General features: G+C 35.3%; 20 protein-coding genes. 4 read left to right on the top strand and 16 right to left on the bottom strand.

Annotated features, from left to right (window positions below; genetic code table 11):
* Nucleotides 1-2: 2 nt before the first annotated feature.
* The 13 genes from atpD to M3005_RS03905 all read right to left on the bottom strand — a co-directional run bounded on the left by atpD (nt 3) and on the right by M3005_RS03905 (nt 11,742).
* Nucleotides 3-1,415: a F0F1 ATP synthase subunit beta gene (gene atpD, locus M3005_RS03845; protein ID WP_293793833.1), complete on the bottom strand. Its 1,413-nt coding sequence runs from the start codon at nt 1,413-1,415 to the stop codon at nt 3-5.
* Between the two features lie 23 nt (nt 1,416-1,438).
* Nucleotides 1,439-2,341, bottom strand: a complete 903-nt coding sequence (locus tag M3005_RS03850) for a F0F1 ATP synthase subunit gamma (protein ID WP_053949829.1) — start codon at nt 2,339-2,341, stop codon at nt 1,439-1,441.
* Between the two features lie 21 nt (nt 2,342-2,362).
* Nucleotides 2,363-3,892 carry a F0F1 ATP synthase subunit alpha gene (atpA, locus tag M3005_RS03855; RefSeq protein WP_293793834.1) on the bottom strand — a complete coding sequence of 510 codons (1,530 nt, stop codon included), beginning with the start codon at nt 3,890-3,892 and terminating at the stop codon, nt 2,363-2,365.
* A gap of 31 nt (nt 3,893-3,923) precedes the next feature.
* A complete protein-coding gene (atpH, locus tag M3005_RS03860) occupies nt 3,924-4,466 on the bottom strand; it encodes an ATP synthase F1 subunit delta (protein WP_293793835.1) in 543 nt (180 codons plus the stop codon).
* Complete coding sequence (gene atpF / locus M3005_RS03865; RefSeq protein WP_293793837.1) at nt 4,456-4,992, bottom strand: F0F1 ATP synthase subunit B; 537 nt, start codon at nt 4,990-4,992, stop codon at nt 4,456-4,458. The genes atpH and atpF overlap by 11 nt, the downstream gene beginning before the upstream one ends.
* A 45-nt stretch (nt 4,993-5,037) precedes the next feature.
* Nucleotides 5,038-5,250, bottom strand: a complete 213-nt coding sequence (gene atpE / locus M3005_RS03870) for a F0F1 ATP synthase subunit C (protein ID WP_034532067.1) — start codon at nt 5,248-5,250, stop codon at nt 5,038-5,040.
* A 37-nt stretch (nt 5,251-5,287) separates the two neighbouring features.
* The gene (gene atpB, locus M3005_RS03875) at nt 5,288-6,004 is read right to left on the bottom strand and encodes a F0F1 ATP synthase subunit A (RefSeq protein ID WP_293793841.1); all 717 of its coding nucleotides are present in this window, start codon (nt 6,002-6,004) and stop codon (nt 5,288-5,290) included.
* 268 nt (nt 6,005-6,272) lie between these two features.
* Entirely contained in the window at nt 6,273-6,905 is a 633-nt protein-coding gene (gene upp / locus M3005_RS03880; protein ID WP_293793843.1) for a uracil phosphoribosyltransferase, read from the bottom strand.
* Between the two features lie 14 nt (nt 6,906-6,919).
* Nucleotides 6,920-8,161: a serine hydroxymethyltransferase gene (glyA, locus tag M3005_RS03885; RefSeq protein ID WP_293793845.1), complete on the bottom strand. Its 1,242-nt coding sequence runs from the start codon at nt 8,159-8,161 to the stop codon at nt 6,920-6,922.
* A 30-nt stretch (nt 8,162-8,191) separates the two neighbouring features.
* Entirely contained in the window at nt 8,192-9,211 is a 1,020-nt protein-coding gene (locus M3005_RS03890; RefSeq protein WP_293793848.1) for an L-threonylcarbamoyladenylate synthase, read from the bottom strand.
* 17 nt (nt 9,212-9,228) lie between these two features.
* Nucleotides 9,229-10,071 (bottom strand): peptide chain release factor N(5)-glutamine methyltransferase, encoded by an 843-nt coding sequence (gene prmC, locus M3005_RS03895; protein ID WP_293793849.1) that lies wholly within the window; start codon nt 10,069-10,071, stop codon nt 9,229-9,231.
* A complete protein-coding gene (gene prfA / locus M3005_RS03900) occupies nt 10,064-11,146 on the bottom strand; it encodes a peptide chain release factor 1 (RefSeq protein WP_293793852.1) in 1,083 nt (360 codons plus the stop codon). The genes prmC and prfA overlap by 8 nt, the downstream gene beginning before the upstream one ends.
* 11 nt (nt 11,147-11,157) lie before the next feature.
* A complete protein-coding gene (locus M3005_RS03905; protein WP_293793855.1) occupies nt 11,158-11,742 on the bottom strand; it encodes a thymidine kinase in 585 nt (194 codons plus the stop codon).
* 170 nt (nt 11,743-11,912) lie between these two features.
* Between M3005_RS03905 and M3005_RS03910 the strand changes: the two genes are divergently transcribed.
* Both M3005_RS03910 and M3005_RS03915 read left to right on the top strand, forming a co-directional pair.
* Nucleotides 11,913-13,262, top strand: coding sequence for a Mur ligase family protein (locus M3005_RS03910; RefSeq protein WP_293793858.1), 1,350 nt, complete (start codon nt 11,913-11,915; stop codon nt 13,260-13,262).
* Nucleotides 13,262-13,972, top strand: coding sequence for a type 1 glutamine amidotransferase (locus tag M3005_RS03915; RefSeq protein WP_293793860.1), 711 nt, complete (start codon nt 13,262-13,264; stop codon nt 13,970-13,972). The genes M3005_RS03910 and M3005_RS03915 overlap by 1 nt, the downstream gene beginning before the upstream one ends.
* Before the next feature lie 13 nt (nt 13,973-13,985).
* On the opposite strand, the gene M3005_RS03920 is transcribed toward M3005_RS03915, so the two are convergent.
* From M3005_RS03920 to M3005_RS03930, 3 genes are read right to left on the bottom strand one after another with little or no spacing between them, the layout of a single operon-like run.
* Entirely contained in the window at nt 13,986-14,996 is a 1,011-nt protein-coding gene (locus M3005_RS03920; RefSeq protein WP_293793862.1) for a serine hydrolase domain-containing protein, read from the bottom strand.
* 17 nt (nt 14,997-15,013) lie between these two features.
* The gene (locus M3005_RS03925; RefSeq protein ID WP_293793866.1) at nt 15,014-16,840 is read right to left on the bottom strand and encodes an ABC transporter ATP-binding protein; all 1,827 of its coding nucleotides are present in this window, start codon (nt 16,838-16,840) and stop codon (nt 15,014-15,016) included.
* A complete protein-coding gene (locus tag M3005_RS03930; RefSeq protein WP_293793868.1) occupies nt 16,833-18,566 on the bottom strand; it encodes an ABC transporter ATP-binding protein in 1,734 nt (577 codons plus the stop codon). Before M3005_RS03930 ends, M3005_RS03925 begins: the two co-directional genes overlap by 8 nt.
* Before the next feature lie 345 nt (nt 18,567-18,911).
* On the opposite strand from M3005_RS03930, the gene M3005_RS03935 reads away from it, so the two are divergent.
* Together M3005_RS03935 and M3005_RS03940 are read left to right on the top strand one after the other, a co-directional pair.
* Complete coding sequence (locus tag M3005_RS03935) at nt 18,912-19,268, top strand: hypothetical protein (protein ID WP_293793871.1); 357 nt, start codon at nt 18,912-18,914, stop codon at nt 19,266-19,268.
* A 99-nt stretch (nt 19,269-19,367) separates the two neighbouring features.
* A complete protein-coding gene (locus M3005_RS03940) occupies nt 19,368-19,919 on the top strand; it encodes a cysteine hydrolase family protein (protein WP_293793874.1) in 552 nt (183 codons plus the stop codon).
* The last annotated feature ends 47 nt before the right edge of the window (nt 19,920-19,966 follow it).

Genomic DNA, 19,966 nt, shown 5'->3' on the forward strand with positions numbered 1-19,966 from the left:
CCTTAGTTGTTAGCAGCTTGCTTCATCTTTTTAGCATTTTCAACTACGTCTTCAATTGGACCACAGTTTCTAAATGCATCTTCAGGAAGATCATCATATTTACCATCTAAGATAGCCTTAAAGCTTTCAACAGTCTTTTCAACTGGAACGTATCTACCAGGTAAACCAGTAAATTGTTCAGCAACACTGAAGCTTTGTGATAAGAAGAATTGAATACGACGAGCACGATTAACAATAGTCTTTTCTTCGTCGGATAATTCATCCATACCTAAGATAGAAATGATATCTTGAAGTTCATGATATCTTTGCAATACTTGTTGTACTTCGGTTGCAACCTTGTAATGTTCTTCACCAACAATTGATGGATCTAGAGCAGCTGAAGTTGATGCCAATGGATCAACGGCTGGGTAGATACCTTGTTGAGTTAATGAACGTTCCAAGTTGGTTGTTGCATCCAAGTGAGCGAAAGTAGTTGCAGGAGCAGGGTCGGTGTAATCATCGGCAGGAACGTAAACGGCTTGAATTGAAGTAATCGCACCATTCTTAGTTGAAGTGATACGTTCTTGCAATTGACCCATTTCAGTAGCCAATGTAGGTTGGTAACCTACGGCTGATGGAATACGACCTAGCAATGCGGAAACTTCAGTTCCGGCTTGAGTAAATCTAAAGATGTTATCGATGAATAATAGAACATCGGTACCAACTTCATCACGGAAGTATTCCGCAATAGTCAAACCAGTTAAAGCAACACGCATACGTGCACCAGGTGGCTCGTTCATTTGACCATATACCATGGCTGTCTTGTCCAAGACACCTGAACCTTTCATTTCAAAGTACATATCGTTACCTTCACGAGTACGTTCACCAACACCGGTAAACACTGAGATACCGTTATGACCTTGAGCAATGTTATGAATTAATTCTTGAATTAAAACAGTTTTACCAACTCCGGCACCACCGAACAATCCAACTTTACCACCACGAATGTATGGTGCTAGTAAATCGATAACTTTAATACCGGTTTCTAGAATTTCTGCAGATGGATTTAATTGATCGTAACTTGGAGCTTGTCTATGAATTGGCCAGCGTTCAGTATCTTGGCCAAATTCAGGACCACCATCAATTGGTTCACCAAGAACGTTGAAGACACGACCTAATGTGTTTTCACCAACAGGAACTGAAATAGGAGCTTCAGTGTTTTCCACTTCCATTCCACGACGTAAACCGTCAGTTCCATCCATGGCGATTGTTCTAACAACACCATCACCTAGTTCAAGGGTAACTTCAGTAACCAAAGTTTCATTGTCATCCTTTTGAACACGTAAGGCAGTGTTAATATCAGGTAATTCAACGTCCGTTGGGAATTCAACGTCAACGACTGGTCCAATAACTTGAATAATCTTACCAGTACTCATTTTCGTTAATTCCTCCCGTCATATTAGTGCTTTAGAGCTTCTTGACCACCGACAATTTCTGTAATTTCGGTAGTAATAGCAGCTTGTCTAGCACGATTGTATTGTAATTCTAATCTAGAAATAAGATCTGATGCGTTGTCTGAAGCAGATTGCATTGCAGTTGAACTTGAAGAATGTTCTGAAGTTTTAGCATCAAGAATTGCTCCAAATACTAAACTTTGTGCGTATTGAGGTAATACAACCTTCAATACTGCAGATTCATCAGGTTCGATATCGTATTCCGCATTAATTTCATGGGCTTGGATATCTTTACTTGAATCTTCTTCAAACGCTTCGCTATCCATTGGCAGCATTTTTTCAGCTCTAAAAGTTGAAGAAATTCTGTTAACAAAGTGTGTGTAACAAACATATAGTCTATCGAAGACACCATCTTCAAACATTGAGTTTGCAGTTGTAACGATTTCTCTAACTTCAGCAAAAGTAGGAATATCAGAAACACCACGATATTCATAAGCAACATTTACATTACGATTCTTATAAAAATCAGCACCGTTTCCACCCACTGCTAAAATCATGTAATCGTCAGGATTAGGTGTATGAGCTTCAATAAAGTTATTAGTTTCTCTAATTACATTACTATTGTAACTTCCTACCATTCCACGATCAGATGTAATAACTAGGTATGCAGTCTTACCTGATTTATGGTCAGATGCATTACTTGAGGAATTAATTTTGTCTAACAAATGAGACTGAGCTAAATGCATTACAACAGCCTTAACACGAGAAACATATTCCTCATAATTACTGGTATGCTTTTGAATACGATTCAACTTTGCAGTTGAAACCATTTGCATCGCAGTAGTAATTTGACGTGTATTTCTGGTTGATGCAATACGATGTTTAACATCATTAATAGATTCAGCCATTAGTTCTCACCATCCTTCAAGCTAGTTATTTTGTGTTTCTTCTTGCTTACTTGGTGTGAATGATTTAGTAAATTCATCAACTGCATTTGCTAAAGCATCACCTTCTGGTAACTTACCAGTGTTTACAATTGTATCTAATAAGTCACGGTGTGAAGCGTCGAAGAAGTTGAATAATTCAGTTTGGTAACGTTGGATATCGTCAACAGCAATGTTGTCTAAGTATCCGTGAGTCAAACTAAATAGAATAAGTACTTGTTTTTCGACAGGTAGTGGAGCATGAAGAGGTTGTTTTAGAACTTCTTCAGTACGAGCACCACGGTTCAATTTAGCTTGTGTAGCATCATCTAAATCTGAACCGAATTGAGCAAAGGCTTGTAGTTCATGATATGAAGCCAAGTCAAGTCTCAAAGTACCTGCTACTTGTTTCATCGCTTTGATTTGAGCATCCCCACCAACACGAGAAACTGATGTACCAGCATCAATGGCTGGACGAGTTCCTGAATAGAACATGTCTGAGTTCAAGAAGATTTGACCATCAGTAATTGAAATAACGTTGGTTGGAATATAAGCCGAAACATCCCCTGCTTGAGTTTCAACAATTGGTAGAGCAGTCATTGAACCGCCACCTAACTTGTCAGATAACTTAGCAGCACGTTCTAGTAAACGTGAGTGGGTATAGAAGATATCACCAGGATATGCTTCACGACCAGGAGGTCTACGAAGAATAAGTGATAGTTCACGGTAAGCATTAGCTTGTTTTGTTAAATCATCATAAACGATTAACACATGCTTACCTTGGTTCATAAAGTATTCACCAATTGCAGCACCAGCATAAGGAGCAATGTATAGTAGTGGAGCTGGTTCAGAAGGACCGGCTGACAATACGATTGTGTAATCCATTGCACCAAATTTTTCTAGTGTTGCCACTTGTGAACGAACAGTTGAATCTTTTTGTCCAATAGCTACGTAGATACAAATCATATCTTGATCCTTTTGGTTCAAGATTGTATCAACAGCGATTGAAGTCTTACCTGTTTTTCTATCACCGATGATTAATTCACGTTGGCCACGACCAATTGGAACTAACGCATCGATTGACTTAATACCAGTTTGTAATGGTTCAGAGACACTTTGTCTGTCCATGATACCTGGAGCTTTCTTTTCGATAGGACGAGTGTTTTCAGTCTTGATATCACCCTTACCATCAATTGGTTGTCCTAAAGAGTTGATGGTTCTACCCACCATGTCTTCTCCAACAGGAACTTCCATGATTTTACCGGTACGTTTAATAGTTGCACCTTCACGAATATGTGTACAGTCACCTAAAACAACAATACCTACATCGTTACTTTCAAGGTTTTGAGCCATACCATAGATTCCGTTTTCGAATTCAAGTAACTCACCAGACAACGCGTTATCTAAACCATGAGCACGAGCAACACCATCACCAACGTAGGTTACAACTCCTGTTTCTTCAACAGCAAGTTCATCCTTAAAGCCAGCAAGTTGTTGCTTGATTAGAGCACTGATTTCTTCAGCATTAATGCTCATATAAGTTTCACCTCTTTGATAGATATTGTTATTAACTCAATAGAAGTTTTTTAATGTTGTTAATTTTTGTCTTAACACTTCCATCAAAAATAACGTTCGATGATTTTAGAATTACACCACCGATTATACTTTGATCAACTTTGTTATCTAAGATAACTTCGTTTGCCCCTACACGTGCTTTAAAAGCACTTGCAAGGTTGTCTTTTTGTTCGTCAGTTAGAGGAACTACAGAGACTGCATCAGCATGAACAATTTTATTCTTTTCGTTATAAGATTGTTCAAATTCTTCTACAATTAAAGTTAGTTCATCCATTTTGTTTGAACCTAATAAAACTTTTAATAGGTTCTTTACATAGTCGACATCAGAATCGTCAATCAAAGGTTTGATTAAACTTTCTTTTTTGTCTTCTGGAAAGCTTACGTCAGTTAAAGCTTGTTCTAATGAAGGATTATCAACAAAAACTTGTTTGATTGATAATAATTCTTTTAAACCAGTTTCAACTTCGTTTTGTTCTTCCAACACTTCGTAAAGTGCTTTTGAATAACGTTTTGCAAATGTGATTTTATCTAGCATCTTGCTTCCCCAACCCTTCAATATAAGAATCAATCAATGCCTTTTGATCGTCAGCTTTTAATTCTTTTTGAATGATCTTAGAAGCAATCTCAATAGATAAATTGGCCACATCATTTTTAGTGTTTGCTAAAGCATCTTGACGTTCTTGTTCAATATCTTTTTGAGCAGAAGCCTTAATACTTTGGGCATCGTTTCTAGCAGAAGAAATAATTTGTTCTCCTTGGACTTGAGCTGATTGCTTAGCATTGTTAATAATGCCGTTAGCATCTTCTCTTGACTTAGATAAAGCGTCTTCACGTTGTTTAGCTAAGTCTTCAGCTTCCTTACGAGACTTTTCTGCTGAATTAATGTCATCGGCGATTTTGTTAGCACGTTTTTCCATCATTTCTGATAATGGTTTCCATGCGAAATGCATGATTAGAAGCATCAAAATAATGAATACAACGGCTGTAAAAATCATATTACCGAAGTACAATCCACCGCCATCAGTCGTAGCGACTGTTGGAATTAATGAATGTGAAAGCATCTATTGACACCTCCTTAATTGAGAATAGAAGAATTATTTTTCTTATTACTTGTTCATGTAAACTAATGAAAGAACAAGTGAAATAATTGGCATAGCTTCGACCAAACCAACACCAATAAACATGTTAGTTCTTAATTGACCAGTCATTTCTGGTTGTCTAGCCATTCCTTCTAGAAATTTTGAAACAACAATACCGTTACCGATACCTGCACCGATAGCGGAACCACACATAGCGATACCTGCAGCGATTACACCCATGGTAAATCCTCCTTAAATAAATAAAAAATAATGAAAATTATTCCTCAGGTTCGAGCTTTTGAGAAATGTATACGAATGTTAATGTAACGAAAACGAATGCTTGAACACTACCGATAAAGATAGAGAACGCATCCCAAATCATCGCTACGAAAACACTTGGAATAAGACTTACAGCTCCCATTGAGAATGCAAGTTTCGTAACCATTCCTAGAAGCAATTCACCTGCGAAAATGTTACCGTATAAACGTAATCCAAGAGTTAAGAAATTAGCTAACTCTTCAAAAACATTTAACGGGAACAATAACTTAAAAGGCTTGAAATAACTTCCTACGAAGTAACCTTTAAATCCTAGTTTTGAGACTCCTAAGAAGTGAGCTAATGACAATGAAATTGCAGCCAATGTCAATGCCACGATAGGATCGGCGGTTGGACTCTTTACGTAAGTCACCCCACTGTAATCAACTTGGAATAATAGTCCCATTTGATTAGAGATAAAGATGAATAGAAATAGTACAAATGCGTAAAGGCCAAAGGCGTTAGCCTCAGATCCTGAGATCGATCCTTTAACTATTCCATTAGTAAAGTCTACGATTGCTTCTAGGAAATTTTGCTTTCCGCTTGGAATCAATTGTAGTCTTCTAGAACAGATAAAGACTAATAAGAAAGTAAACACGGCTGCTACCGTAACAGCTACCATATTCCCAATATTAAAAGTCAATCCGAATAGCTTAAAAGTAGATATTGGATCATTCACAGATTATCACCCCTTTTCGCAACCTAAGTATACTAACCATTATGTAATATAATGACAGTTTTTACTTTTAAGATGATGTATTTCTCTTACAAAATACATACAAATATTACCACCAATCAAAGTTTATTTCAAAATAAAAAGGGCGAAATAGGGGAAAAATTAATTTTTTAAAATTTGTGCTTTACAAAATCAAAAAAATGTATCTTAGCAATTTAGAAGAAAGTTATACATAAATAAAAAAAGTCATCAAAAATGATGGCTTTTTCTATTATTTAGTTCCAAATAAACGGTCACCAGCATCACCTAGACCAGGTGTAATATAACCATTTTCTAATTTTTCATCTAATGCGGCAGCATAGATATCAACGTCACCATGGGCTTCTTGAAGAGCTTTCACTCCTTCTGGAGCAGCTACCAAGCACACAAATTTGATGTTACTTTCGTCAACACCGCGCTTAATCAATGCATCAATCGCCATGATGGCAGAACCACCAGTAGCTAGCATTGGATCAACTACGAAAATTTGACGTTTGTCAATATCACTAGGTAATTTCACAAAGTATTCATGAGGTTGAAGGGTTTCTTCATCACGATACATTCCTATGTGTCCCACCTTAGCTGCAGGGATTAAATCTAGGATTCCATCAACCATCCCAATACCAGCTCTTAAAATAGGAACAACTGCAACTTTCTTACCTGAAAGTTGTTTTGCATGCGCAATTCCTTGAGGTGTTTTAACATCTACATCTTCTAAAGGCATTTCTCTAGAAACTTCAAACGCTAAAAGTGAAGCAATTTCATTAACGACTTCACGAAATTCTCTAGTTCCACAATTTTCATTTCTGATAATTGTTAATTTGTGTTGAATCAATGGATGATTCATTACTTGAAATTTTCCCATGGTGTTTCTCCTTTTTAATTAAAAATTGGATGTTTTTGGGTTAATTCAGCAACTTCTTTTTTAATTTCCGAAAGTACACTTTCATCACTGTGATTTTCGATTGCACGTGTTATCATTTTTGCAACTTTACGTGAATCATTTTCATCAAAGCCTCTAGAAGTGATTGCTGGAGTTCCCAATCTCAATCCACTAGTAACAAATGGACTAAGCTTTTCATCCGGAATAGCTTCTTTGTTGGTTGTTATCTTAAGTGAGTCTAACAGAATTTGAGTTTCTTTACCATTCAATTCGGTATTAGTTAAATCTAGTACCATCAAATGATTATCAGTTCCATCAGAAACAACTTTAATAGTATCACTATTGTGAAATTCGTCAGCCATTGCTGCGGCATTTTTTACAACTTGTTGGCAATATTCTTTGAATGCTGGTTGTAAGTCTTCAAAGAAACAAGCAGCCTTACCTGCAATAACATGTTCTAATGGACCACCTTGTGATCCAGGGAACATTGCTGAATTAATCTTCTTAGCAAATTTTTCTTGTGACAAAATCATTCCACCACGTGGACCTCTTAGGGTCTTATGAGTGGTTGTAGTTACGACATCGGCGATTCCGATTGGACTAGGATGTAAACCAGTAGCAACTAGTCCGGCGATATGTGCCATATCTACCATTAAGTATGCCCCTACTTCATCCGCAATTTCTCTAAATTTATTCCAATCAATAAATCTACTGTAAGCTGAAGCTCCAGCAACGATGATTTGTGGTTGCACTTCCTTAGCAATTTCCAGGATCTGTTCATAGTTTAAACGTTCTGTTTTTGGATCTAACCCATATGAGAATGATTGATAAATCTTACCAGAAAAGTTAACTTTCGCACCGTGTGTTAAATGTCCTCCGGCGTTTAAATCCATTCCTAATATTTTATCGCCAGGTTTTAAAAAAGCAGAGTAAACGGCTTGATTAGCTTGTGAACCTGAATGTGGTTGAACATTAACATATTCTGCACCAAAAAGCTTTTTAGCGCGTTCAATAGCTAATGTTTCAGACTTATCTACGAATTCACATCCACCGTAGTATCTTTTACCTGGATATCCTTCTGCATATTTGTTAGTTAATACAGAACCTTGCGCTGCCATCACAGCGTTTGACGCAATGTTTTCAGAAGCAATTAGTTCAATTGTGTTTTCTTGACGAGCTTGTTCATTTTTAATTACATCCCATAATTCTTTGTCTTCAGTTTGGTAATCGTATTTCATGATAGAAGTGCCCCCTCAATATTTACGTAACTATTTATTAAAATGCTTTTGTCCTGCAGATTTGTTCAAACGATTCATGTAGGCTTCACCTATGCCATCATTTGAAAAACCTTGCGCTAGAATCGATTTAACATCGGATTCATTATCAAAATGTCTTAGGCCAGCAAATAATGAATGACTGGCTGATAAAACATCTGAACCTAATGAGAATGATTCAACATTATTACTAAGGTGTAAATTGTTTAAAACAGCATCTGTTGCCATGACACCAACTTTATCATCTTGTTCAGCAGCCCACTTTGCAGCTTCTTCAAAGTCTTTAGGACTATCAACAATATAAACTTGCGCAGATGGTGCGTAATGCTTATATTTCATCCCAGGCGCTTTTGGAACCTGAGCATCAGCAACATGAACTCTTTCATCTAAAACTGGTTTGTGAATTACTTCTTGAATTTGTTCAGCTGAAATAGCTCCAGGTCTTAAAATAGCTGGTTGGTCAGTTGACATATCTAAAACTGTTGATTCTACCCCAAATTGGCATTCACCATCATCCAAAATTCCAGCAATTTTACCTTTTAAATCATGGTAAACATGCATCGCAATAGTTGGACTTGGTTTTCCAGATGTATTCGCTGATGGTCCCACAATTGGTACCCCTGCTTTTTTAATCAACGATAATGTTAAATCATTATTAGGATTTCTAAATGCTGCTGTGTCTAATCCACCAGTTACCGTTTTAGATAAAACGTTATCTTTTAAATTAAAGATAATTGTTAATGGTCCTGGCCAAAAAGTTTTGATCAAATTTTTAGCTTCATCAGATAATGGCATTGCATACTCCTCTACCATTTCTTCACTATCAACATGAACAATTAGTGGATTATCGCTTGGTCTACCCTTTGCAGCATATACTTTCTTAACCGCATCTTCATTAGTTGCATCAGCCCCTAATCCATATACAGTTTCTGTTGGGAAAGAAACTAGCTTTCCTTCCACTATATCTTTTGCCGCTGCATCCAAATCGTCTGTAGTGTAAATGTGTGTATCCATATATTTTACTTCCCTCCTTAATATTTAACTCGTATCATTCGCGGATTACCGAAAAAGTCACATCTGCTAGTTACTTGGCAATCAGGTAATGATTCTGTGAAAATCCTGGTAACTGCCTCAGTTTGTTTAAATCCGATTTCCAGATATAAAGTTCCGTGAGTAGTATCCTTCTTCATTTTAATATAATTTGCGATAGATTGATACATAAATAAGCCATTATTTTTTGCAAATAAAGCCTGCTTTGGTTCGTGTTTTAACACACTATCATCCATATAGTCGATTTCATCTTCGGAAATATAGGGAGGATTGCTTATTATTACATCAAAATCTTCGTGAATAGAGTCGAACAGATCACTCGTCAAAAACGCTACTTTGGTTCCATTTTCTTCATTATTATACTTAGCAACTTCTAAGGCATCTTTTGAAATATCGGAGGCAGTGATATCCCAATCTGGATGTTCTTTACTCAAAGAAATGGCGATGGCACCACTTCCGGTTCCTAAATCTAATACTTTCAATTTTGGACTTTCTTGAAATTCATTTAATACCCACTCAACAAGCTCTTCAGTTTCGGGACGTGGGATTAATACTCTGGAATCAACTTTAAAACGATTACCATAAAACTCAGTTGATCCAATAATATATTGAGCTGGATTACCATCTAGATACTGATTAACCCATTCAAAATATCTATCAGCGTCTTGTGAACTCATTTCATCACGATAATGTAATAACAAATGTGTATTATCAAATCCAAACATTTCCATTAAGAACAATCTGGCGACTTCTTCATCTAAATTTTTTTCCTTGATAAGAAAAGAAGCCCTTTTCTGGGCTTCAAAGTAAGTCATATTAGTCATTCTTTAATTGCTCCAACTTAGCAGTTTGATCAGATAAGATTAAAGCATCAATGATATCTTCTAAGTCACCAGTCATAACTTTATCCAACTTGTTAAGAGTTAAACCAATTCTATGATCAGTAACACGGTTTTGTGGATAGTTGTAGGTTCTAATTCTTTCTGAACGATCACCACTACCAACTGCTGATTTTCTTTCAGCATCGTATTTATCTACTTCTTGTTGTTGGTAGTAATCATAAACACGTGACTTCAAAACTTGCATTGCCTTAGCACGGTTTTGTTGTTGTGAACGTTCATCTTGCATCGCAACCACAATTCCAGTAGGTAAATGAGTCATTCTAACGGCTGATGAAGTCTTGTTAACGTGTTGTCCACCAGCACCAGAAGCACGGTAAACATCAGTCTTAATATCTTTTGGATCAATTTCTAAATCAACATCTTCTGCTTCAGGCATAACCCCAACAGTCGCAGTTGAAGTATGAATTCTACCAGCTGATTCAGTTGAAGGAACTCTTTGCACACGGTGAGCACCGTTTTCAAATTTAAGTTTTGAGTAAACGTTGTCCCCTTGAATCATAATGGCGATTTCTTTAAATCCACCAACTTCAGTATCACTTTCATCGATAATTGAAGTTTTCCAGCCTTGGCTTTCAGCATATCTAATGTACATGTTGTAAAGGTCAGCAGCAAATAGACTACCTTCATCCCCACCAGCAGCACCATGAATTTCCATGATGATGTTTTTGTCATCGTTAGGGTCTTTAGGTAGAAGCATAATTTTAATTTCTTCTTCTAGTTCACCCTTTTGTGGTTCTAGTTCACTAATTTCAGCTTTAACCATTTCATTCATGTCATCATCTAACTTTTCAGCTAGCATCGCTTTGTCGTCTTCTAATTGAGAAACAACATCTTTATACTTATTATAGGTAGCAACAACTTCACGTAAGCTACCTTCTTCTTTTGACAATTCCATGAATCGCTTAGTGTCAGCAATAACTTCTGGGTCACTAATTAATTCATTTAGTTCGTCATAGCGATCAACTACAGATTGTAGCTTTTCAAATATTTCATCCATCTAATAATTCCTCACTTTCCCATTTGTTCCATTGGTGGATTGAAGTAATGCTTTCTACATACTGGATAGTATGATTCGTTTCCTCCAACTTGAATTTGTTCGCCCTCGTATACTGGCTTACTATCATGAAAACGTAAGTTCATAATCGCTTTACGTCCACAGAACCAACAAATTGTCTTCATTTCTTCGATTTTATCAGCATACAACAATAATGCTTGTGATCCTTCGAATAAATTGTTTTGGAAATCGTTCTTTAAACCAAAAGCAATTACAGGAATTGATAATTCATCCACAATTTTCGCTAATTGTAAGACATGTTGCTTACTTAAAAATTGAGCTTCATCAATTAAGATACAACTAGCATCTGGGTCAATTGATTTAACCATTTCAAAACAGTTAGAATCTGCTTCAATAACATGTGCATTTCTACTTAGGCCGACTCTAGAAGCAACAGTTCCGCGTTCCTCTCTAGTATCTAGCGCACTAGTCATAAGGATAACTGATTTACCTTGTTCCTCGTAATTATGCGCAACCTTAATAATTTCGATTGACTTACCACTGTTCATTGCCCCGTAACGATAATATAGCTGTGCCATGATAAAACTCGCTTTCTCTATTTTTCTCATTTATTATTATAGCCGATTTATCAATTAATTTCGATAGTTGCGACTAATTTGAATGATTTTACTAAAATAATTCAATTATTCGTTCTATAATAGGAAAGTATGATAAAATTTTGTGTATTAATTAATTAAGGAGTACAAGTATGTCTATAAGAAGCGAATTTGCGACTTTTGCGGGTAAATCATCATACTGGTTCTTACACACATTTCTGAATGGTGGAAGTTCACTTCCTGGTAAAATTACCACTGCAATCGATCCTGCAATCTTAAAACATTTAGGTCAAAACTACGACATTATTGTTGTAACTGGTACTAACGGTAAAACCCTTACCACAGCACTAACTGTTCAAGTCCTAAAACAAAAATACCAAAACGTGGTTACTAATCCTTCTGGTTCTAATATGGAACAAGGATTGGTTACTACATTCTTAAAAGCTAAAAATCCTAAAAGTAACCGACCACTAGCAGTGCTAGAAGTCGATGAAGCAAACGTTATTAAGCTTACAAAACATATTCAACCAATTGCTTTTGTATTCACCAATATTTTTCGTGATCAAATGGATCGTTATGGCGAAATTTACACTACTTACAAAAAAATTATCGATGGTGTAAAGTTAGCTCCTAACGCAACTATCATTGCAAATGGTGATGCGCCTATCTTTAATTCAGTTGATTTACCAAATCCAAAGATTTTTTACGGATTTAAAAATCACGAAGATGGCGATAACTTCAAAGCTGAACCAAATACTGACGGTGTTTTATGTCCAGTTTGTCAAAATATTTTGCACTATCACTACATTAGTTATGCCAACTTAGGTAACTACTTCTGTGAACATTGTGGATTCAAGCGCCCTGAGTTATCACACGAATTAACTAAACTAGATAACTTAACACCCAACTCATCAGACTTCACTGTTGATGGTCAAAACCTAACTATTGGTATTGGTGGTGTTTACAACATCTACAACGCCCTTGCTGCATACTCTGTTGGAAGATTATTAGATGTTGATCCAAAAGACATCGCCCAAGCATTTACTGCAAACGAACGTGTCTTTGGTAGACAAGAATTAATCGACATTGATGGTAAGGAAACTACCCTTGTGTTGGTTAAAAATCCCGTTGGTTTGAACCAAGTGATTGATACTATCTCTAAGGAACAAGATAATTTTTCATTAATCTGCTTGTTAAATGCCAACTACGCTGATGGAATTGATACTAGTTGGATTTGGGACGGTGAATTTGAACGTTTCACTCAAATGCCAATTAAAAAATTCATCACTGGTGGTGAAAGATACAAAGATATCACCTTTAGATTTAAAGTTGCTGGAGTCGATGAAGACATTCATGAAGTTCAACCAGATTTAGAAAAAGTAGTTGAAGAAATCCCTTCACTACCAACTAAAAAGGTTTATATTTTAGCAACTTATACTGCAATGCTTCAATTAAGAAAAGACTTTGCTGAAAAAGGTTACATTAAGGGAGGTATGGAATAATGACCAAAGAATATACATTACACATCGCCCATTTATATGGTGATTTAATGAATACTTACGGTGATTTAGGAAATATCTTAGTATTAAAATATTACGGTAAAAAAATGGGCATCAACGTTGAATCACAGGTTGTTAGTCTAGACGAAGATTTTAAATCTGATGACTATGACATCGCCGTTTTTGGTGGAGGTCAAGATTTTGAACAAAGTATTGTTTCAAAAGACTTCCAAACTAAGAAGGATGAAATTAAAAAATTCATTGATTCTGATGGTTGCTTACTTGCCATTTGTGGTGGTTACCAATTACTAGGTAAGTACTATATCGATGCCGAAGGAAATAAAATTCCAGGAATTGGTGTATTAGATCACTACACAGAACAACAACACGATAACCGTTTCATCGGTGATATTAAAATTAAAAATAAAGAAACTGGCGAAGTTTACCACGGTTTTGAAAATCATCAAGGTGTTACCTACACTGGTAATGGTGAACGTCCTTTAGGTGACGTTGAACAAGGTTATGGTAACAATGGTGCTGATAACGCTGAAGGTGCAATCTTTAAGAACGTATACTGCACTTACTTCCATGGTCCTATCCTTGCAAGAAATAACATCATTGCTAAACACATTTTAATCAAAGCATTAAAACGTAGATATCCAAATGATGACTTTTCTGCACAAGAACAAATTGATGTTTCAGAATCATATTAAAAAAAGACGAATCTTACGATTCGTCTTTTTTATTTGCTTTTAAATAAGTTTCAATTAACGGTGCTCTTCTTTCAATGAATTCTTCATTAGGAGAAACCGGATGAACTCGATTAGATAGAAAAATCATTGCCCTTTTCTTTTCTGGGATTATCACAATAAAGGTTCCTGTAAAACCAGATTGCCAAATATAGTGCATCCCCTCATAATCTAATCTTTCAAAACCGTATGTTCGACCTAAATCGTAACCGGTTTGGTCTTTATAAAAACCAGCCAGTGTCTCTTCTGAAAGTACTGGGTTTTCAGCCGGATTTAAAATTGACTGAACGAATTTAATCAAATCATCCATATTACTGAATAATCCAGCTGACCCACAGTCATCCCCTAAAACCTGCGCTTTAGGATCATGAACAGTTCCCTGCAATAAGCCATGACGTTCATCATAAACAGTCGGAACACAATCCGCAGGGTTAGGATGAAATGAACTGTTATCCATCTTCAGTGGCTGTAAAACATATTCAGTAATCAATTGATGAATCGATTCGCCTGTAATCTGTTTTGCAATTAAGCCTAAAAAAATGAAGTTAACATCTGCATAATGCATCTCTTTGTTCAAACCTAATCCGACATGAAGCCCTAGTAAGGCGTCTATCAATTCATCATGATTGAGTTTGTCACGATTAGGAATATACCCTTCGATGCCAGATGTATGGCAAATTAAATTTCTGATGGTAACTTCACTAAATTTCCATTTTGGCAAATACTTTGAAATTGAATCATCTAAACTCAATTTGCCCAGTTCAGCCAATTTCAGAATTACCATTGTAGTTCCAACGACTTTAGTTAATGAGGCCATATCATATATTAGATGACCATCAGCTAAAGGTTTCTTAACCGGTAATAATTGACGATTACCAATTAAGAAACGTTGAACACTACCTTCATCTATAAAAGCATAGTTAACACCTGGAACAACTTGATCTTTCACTAATTGTTCAATAGATTGGATAGTCTCAGAATATTGCATGTTATTAACCTTCTATCTTATAGGTTGTTACCAATAAATTGAGAGTTATATAAATCAGCATAGAAACCATTTTCAGCCATCAATGATTGATGATTTCCGGTTTCTTTAATTTGTCCATGATTCATAACAATAATCTTTTCGGCATTTTGGACTGTTGATAATCTGTGGGCAACCACGAAACTAGTTCTACCCTTAATTAGATTATCCATTGCATCTTGAATTAACGATTCAGTTCTTGTATCAACAGAACTAGTTGCTTCATCTAAAATTAAAATGTCTGGGTTAGCTAAGAACGCACGCGCAATTGTAATCAATTGACGTTGACCTTGTGATACGTTGGATGCTGATTCATTTAGAACCGTGTTATATCCATCAGGTAGTTTTTCAATGAATTCATCTGCTTGTGCTTCTTTAGCAGCACGGTATACATCTTCATCAGTAGCATCTGCATTTCCATACTTAATGTTGTCAAAAATAGTTCCAGTAAATAGCCAACTATCTTGTAGCACCATTGCAATGTGAGAACGCAAATCACTTCTACTCATTTGACGAGTATCCACACCATCTAATTTAATTGATCCTGAATCAATATCATAGAATCTTTCTAACAAGTTAATAATAGTGGTTTTACCAGCCCCTGTAGGTCCAACAATCGCTACTGTTGTTCCCTTTTCAACATCCAAATTGAAGTCCTTAATTAGTGGATTATCTGGTAAGTATCTAAAGTTAACATTTTCAAACTTAATCTTGTCAGTAGTTTCGATTGGTGCAATATCTACTTTTTCATCCACCATTTCTGGTTCATCTAGAATTTTAAAAATTCTTTCAGCAGAAGCAATGGTTGATTGAATGGTATTAGTTAAGTTAGCAAGGTTGGTAATTGGTTGGTTAAACATGTTTACATATTGTAAAAACGCTTGAACATTACCTAATGTAACAGTTCCAGCCGCAACTTTAATCCCACCAAAAACGGCAACAAAAACATAGTTCAAGTTTTTAACGAAGTTCATTAATGGGAACATAAAACTTGAAACAAATTGAGCCTTCCATGCAAAGCTGTAGTATTTATCGTTTTGTTCTTCAAACTTTTTAATTGCTTCTTCTTCACGGTTAAAAGTCTTAATGATTGTGTGTCCAGCAAAGTTTTCTTCAACTTGACTGTTAACTTCCCCTAAATGACTTTGTTGCTTACTAAAGAACTTTTGTGATTTAGGTGCGATCACACCAACAATAATTCCAATTAATGGCAATGTACATAAAGCGACTAATGTTAGTGAGAAACTAATTGTTAACATCATATATAAAACACCAAAGAACAATAGCACACTAGTAATAAATTGAGTTAAGTTCGTTTGAAGCATTGTAGAGATGTTATCCATATCGTTAATCATTCTAGACATAATATCCCCATTTGAATGAGTGTCGTAATATGAAATTGGTAATCTTTGTAGTTTTGCTTTTAAATCTTTTCTTAATTGGTAGACAACTTTTTGTGAAATGTAAGTCATGATAAATTGTTGTCCAACATTGAATAATGCAGCCACAATATATAAAGCAGCGACAATAATTAAGATATGACCAACTGCACTAAAATCAATTGGTAATGTTGAGACATGTAGTCCCATTTTCTTCATTACAAAAGCTTTGGTAACACCTTTATAAATTTCAGTTGTTGCTTCCCCTAAAACCTTAGGAGTAACAATTTGGAGAATAACCGCAGCGACCGACATGATTAAGGTAATAATAATTCCCAACAACCATGGCTTAACGTATTTAACTAAACGCCAAGTTGCTGACCAGAAGTTTTCTGGTTTTTCTTTTTTACCACGACTGTGATTATGCATTTTGGTCATCCCCTTCCTTGATTTGTGATGCTAAGATAGCACGGTAATAAGGGTTGTTTTCTGATAATTCCTTGTGGTTACCTGAACCAACCACCTTACCATTGCTCAATACTAAGATTAAGTCAGCATCAGCAACAGTGGAAATTCTTTGTGCCACAATAACTGTGATGGCCTTTTGAATTTTTTCATCATTGTTAAGAGCTTGACGTAATAACGCATCAGTCTTGAAGTCTAATGCTGAGAATGAATCATCGAATACATAAATGTCAGCATTCTTCAAAATAGTTCTAGCGATTGCTAAACGTTGCTTTTGACCACCAGAGAAGTTATCACCGTTTTGTTCAACACGTGAATCTAATCCGCCTTCTTCTTTAACAAAGTCATCAGCACGAGCAATGCTTAATGCATGCCAAATTTCATCATCGGTAGCATTTTCATTACCATACAACATGTTTTCACGAACAGTTCCTGTAAATAGAACCGCCTTTTGTTGAGTAATGGAAATTAGCTTGTGAAGATCCTTTTGGGTCATATCTTTTACAGATGTTCCGTTAATCTTAATTTCACCATTTGTAACATCATAAAGACGTGGAATCAAATTAACTAAACTTGATTTACCAGAACCAGTTTCTCCGATAATGGCAACTGTTTGTCCAGACTTCGCCTTAAAATTGATATCTGATAATGATAATTTATCAGTATCACCATACTTGAAGTCAACGTGATCAAATTCGATTGAAGCATCACTGCTCTTAGGTTCAACAACATTTTCACCATCAACGATTGAATCTTTCACATCTAAAACTTCATTAATACGAGCAGCAGAAGCTTGTGCTCTTGGAATGAAAACAAAAAGCATTGATAACATCATAAAACTAATTAAGATTTGAGTTGCATAAGTCATGAATGCAACTAAGTTACCAACAGCTAAAGTGTTATGAGAAATCATTTTGGCACCAAACCAAACGATTCCAACATTGGTTCCACTAAGGATGAATGTCATTAATGGGAACATTAATGAAGTAATCATAAATACCTTAGTTCCTGTTTTAGCATATTTATTGTTGTATTTATCAAAACGATTTTGTTCATAGCTATCACGATTGAATGCTCTAATAACTCGAACACCAGTTAACCCTTCTCTAAAGACTAGGTTTAACTTATCTGTTTGACCTTGTAATTTTCTAAACAAAGGTCCTGCAAACATCATTACGATTGATACAGATACAGCTAATACAAGTAGAGAACATAAGAAGACAACAGTTAAATGTGGACTCTTAACAAATGCAAGAATCATAGCCCCTACTAACATGATTGGAGCCATTACCATCATTCTTAATACTTGAATCATAACGTTTTGGATTTGGACAACATCATTAGTATTTCTAGTAATTAATGAAGCATCCCCAAATTTATCTAAATCTTGATCCGCTAAGTAAATAATTTTTCTGTATAAAGCAGATCTAATCTTTTTACCCATCTTTTGAGATTGGGTGGCTGCAAAGAAGATATTTCCACCAGCGGAAATTACCCCAACGAATGCAACTGCCAGCATTTTAAAACCTTGTGACCATATGTAACTGACATTATTTTGTGCGACACCTTTATCAATGATATTAGATGTAACGGTTGGTAAATATAAGTCTGAAGACACTTGAGCAACCATAAAAAGAACAGCTGCGACAACGGCCCACCAGACTAGATATTTTTTAGCTAGTCTAATCATTTAAGTATTCACTCCGAACTATTTTATTTTTTTCCGAATTTTTTGAAATCAAAGAGTAATTATATACTTCCAAAATCATTTTTGAAAGTGATTACATTACTCAATTTCACTCCCTTCCATTAAAAATTAAAATCCATTGTTAGCAAGGTTAAAACAACGTTAATTAACCCATCCATATTTTTAAAATTATCTATAAGTAACCTTTTTATCCCTATCAAAAAAACATAATTAAATAAAGTTTACCATAACATTTGTTTTATGCTATCAAAAGGAATGGATTGACCATTTTTTATACATGCTGTATAATTTATTCCGTGAATTTTTGATTTCTTAGGAGCATAAATTATGAAAAAAATTATCTTTAACATTGTAATTTCAATATCAGAAGGTCTATTGGCAGCTTTATACTTCTTTGTCAGTATGATCCATTTAAGTTCCAACCACATGATTTCAGATATAAGTTCGATTAATGAAACCACTGTTGCTTTAATATTCAATATCTTTTGTTTATTACTAATCTCTCAAATCATCATTAATTTCACTACAATTATCAGACCGATAAAAATATCCATTTTATGTTTTATTTTCGTTTACAGTCTATTTATGTTCTTTATTACTAAAGAAATTAATATCGATTTAATGATATTGAACTCAATCGTTATTTTTCTAAACGGTATCAATTTAAGCTATTTCGAAAGATAAAAGTTCAATTAAAGCAAACTTATAATTTATATAATATTTAATGGCATTTCTATAATTATCATATATAATAGTAGTAATATAATTAAGGAGATAATTATTATGCCTAAAGAAGCCCTTCTTATCATTGACTACACTAACGATTTTGTAGACGACAATGGTAACTTAACTGTTGGAAAACCTGGACAAGATTTAGTAGATTATATTGTGGATTTAGCAGAACAATTTAGATCATCCGGTAACGAAGTAATATTACCAACCGATTTACACGAAGAAAACAATCCATATCACCCAGAAACTAAATTATTCCCACCACATAACCTAAAAGATACTTGGGGGCGAGAATTTTACGGATCACTAAATGATTGGTATAACCAGCATGCGAATGAAAAAAATGTATACATGTTCGATAAAACTAGATACAGTTCTTTTGCTGGAACTGATTTAGATTTATATCTAAGAGAACGAAAGATCGATACTATTCATTTAGTGGGTGTATGTACCGAAATCTGTGTATTACACACCGCTGTTTCTGCATATAACTTAAATTATAATATAATCGTCCACGAACAAGGTGTTGCAGGTCTATCACAAGCTGGTCACGACTTCGCATTGAGCCACTTCAAAAATAGCATGGGCATTACCATTAAATAAAAAAGAGATGCATTGGCATCTCTTTTTATTTTTCAATAAATTATTCC

This window comes from Apilactobacillus sp. (genome assembly GCF_025290035.1).
GTDB lineage: Bacteria > Bacillota > Bacilli > Lactobacillales > Lactobacillaceae > Apilactobacillus.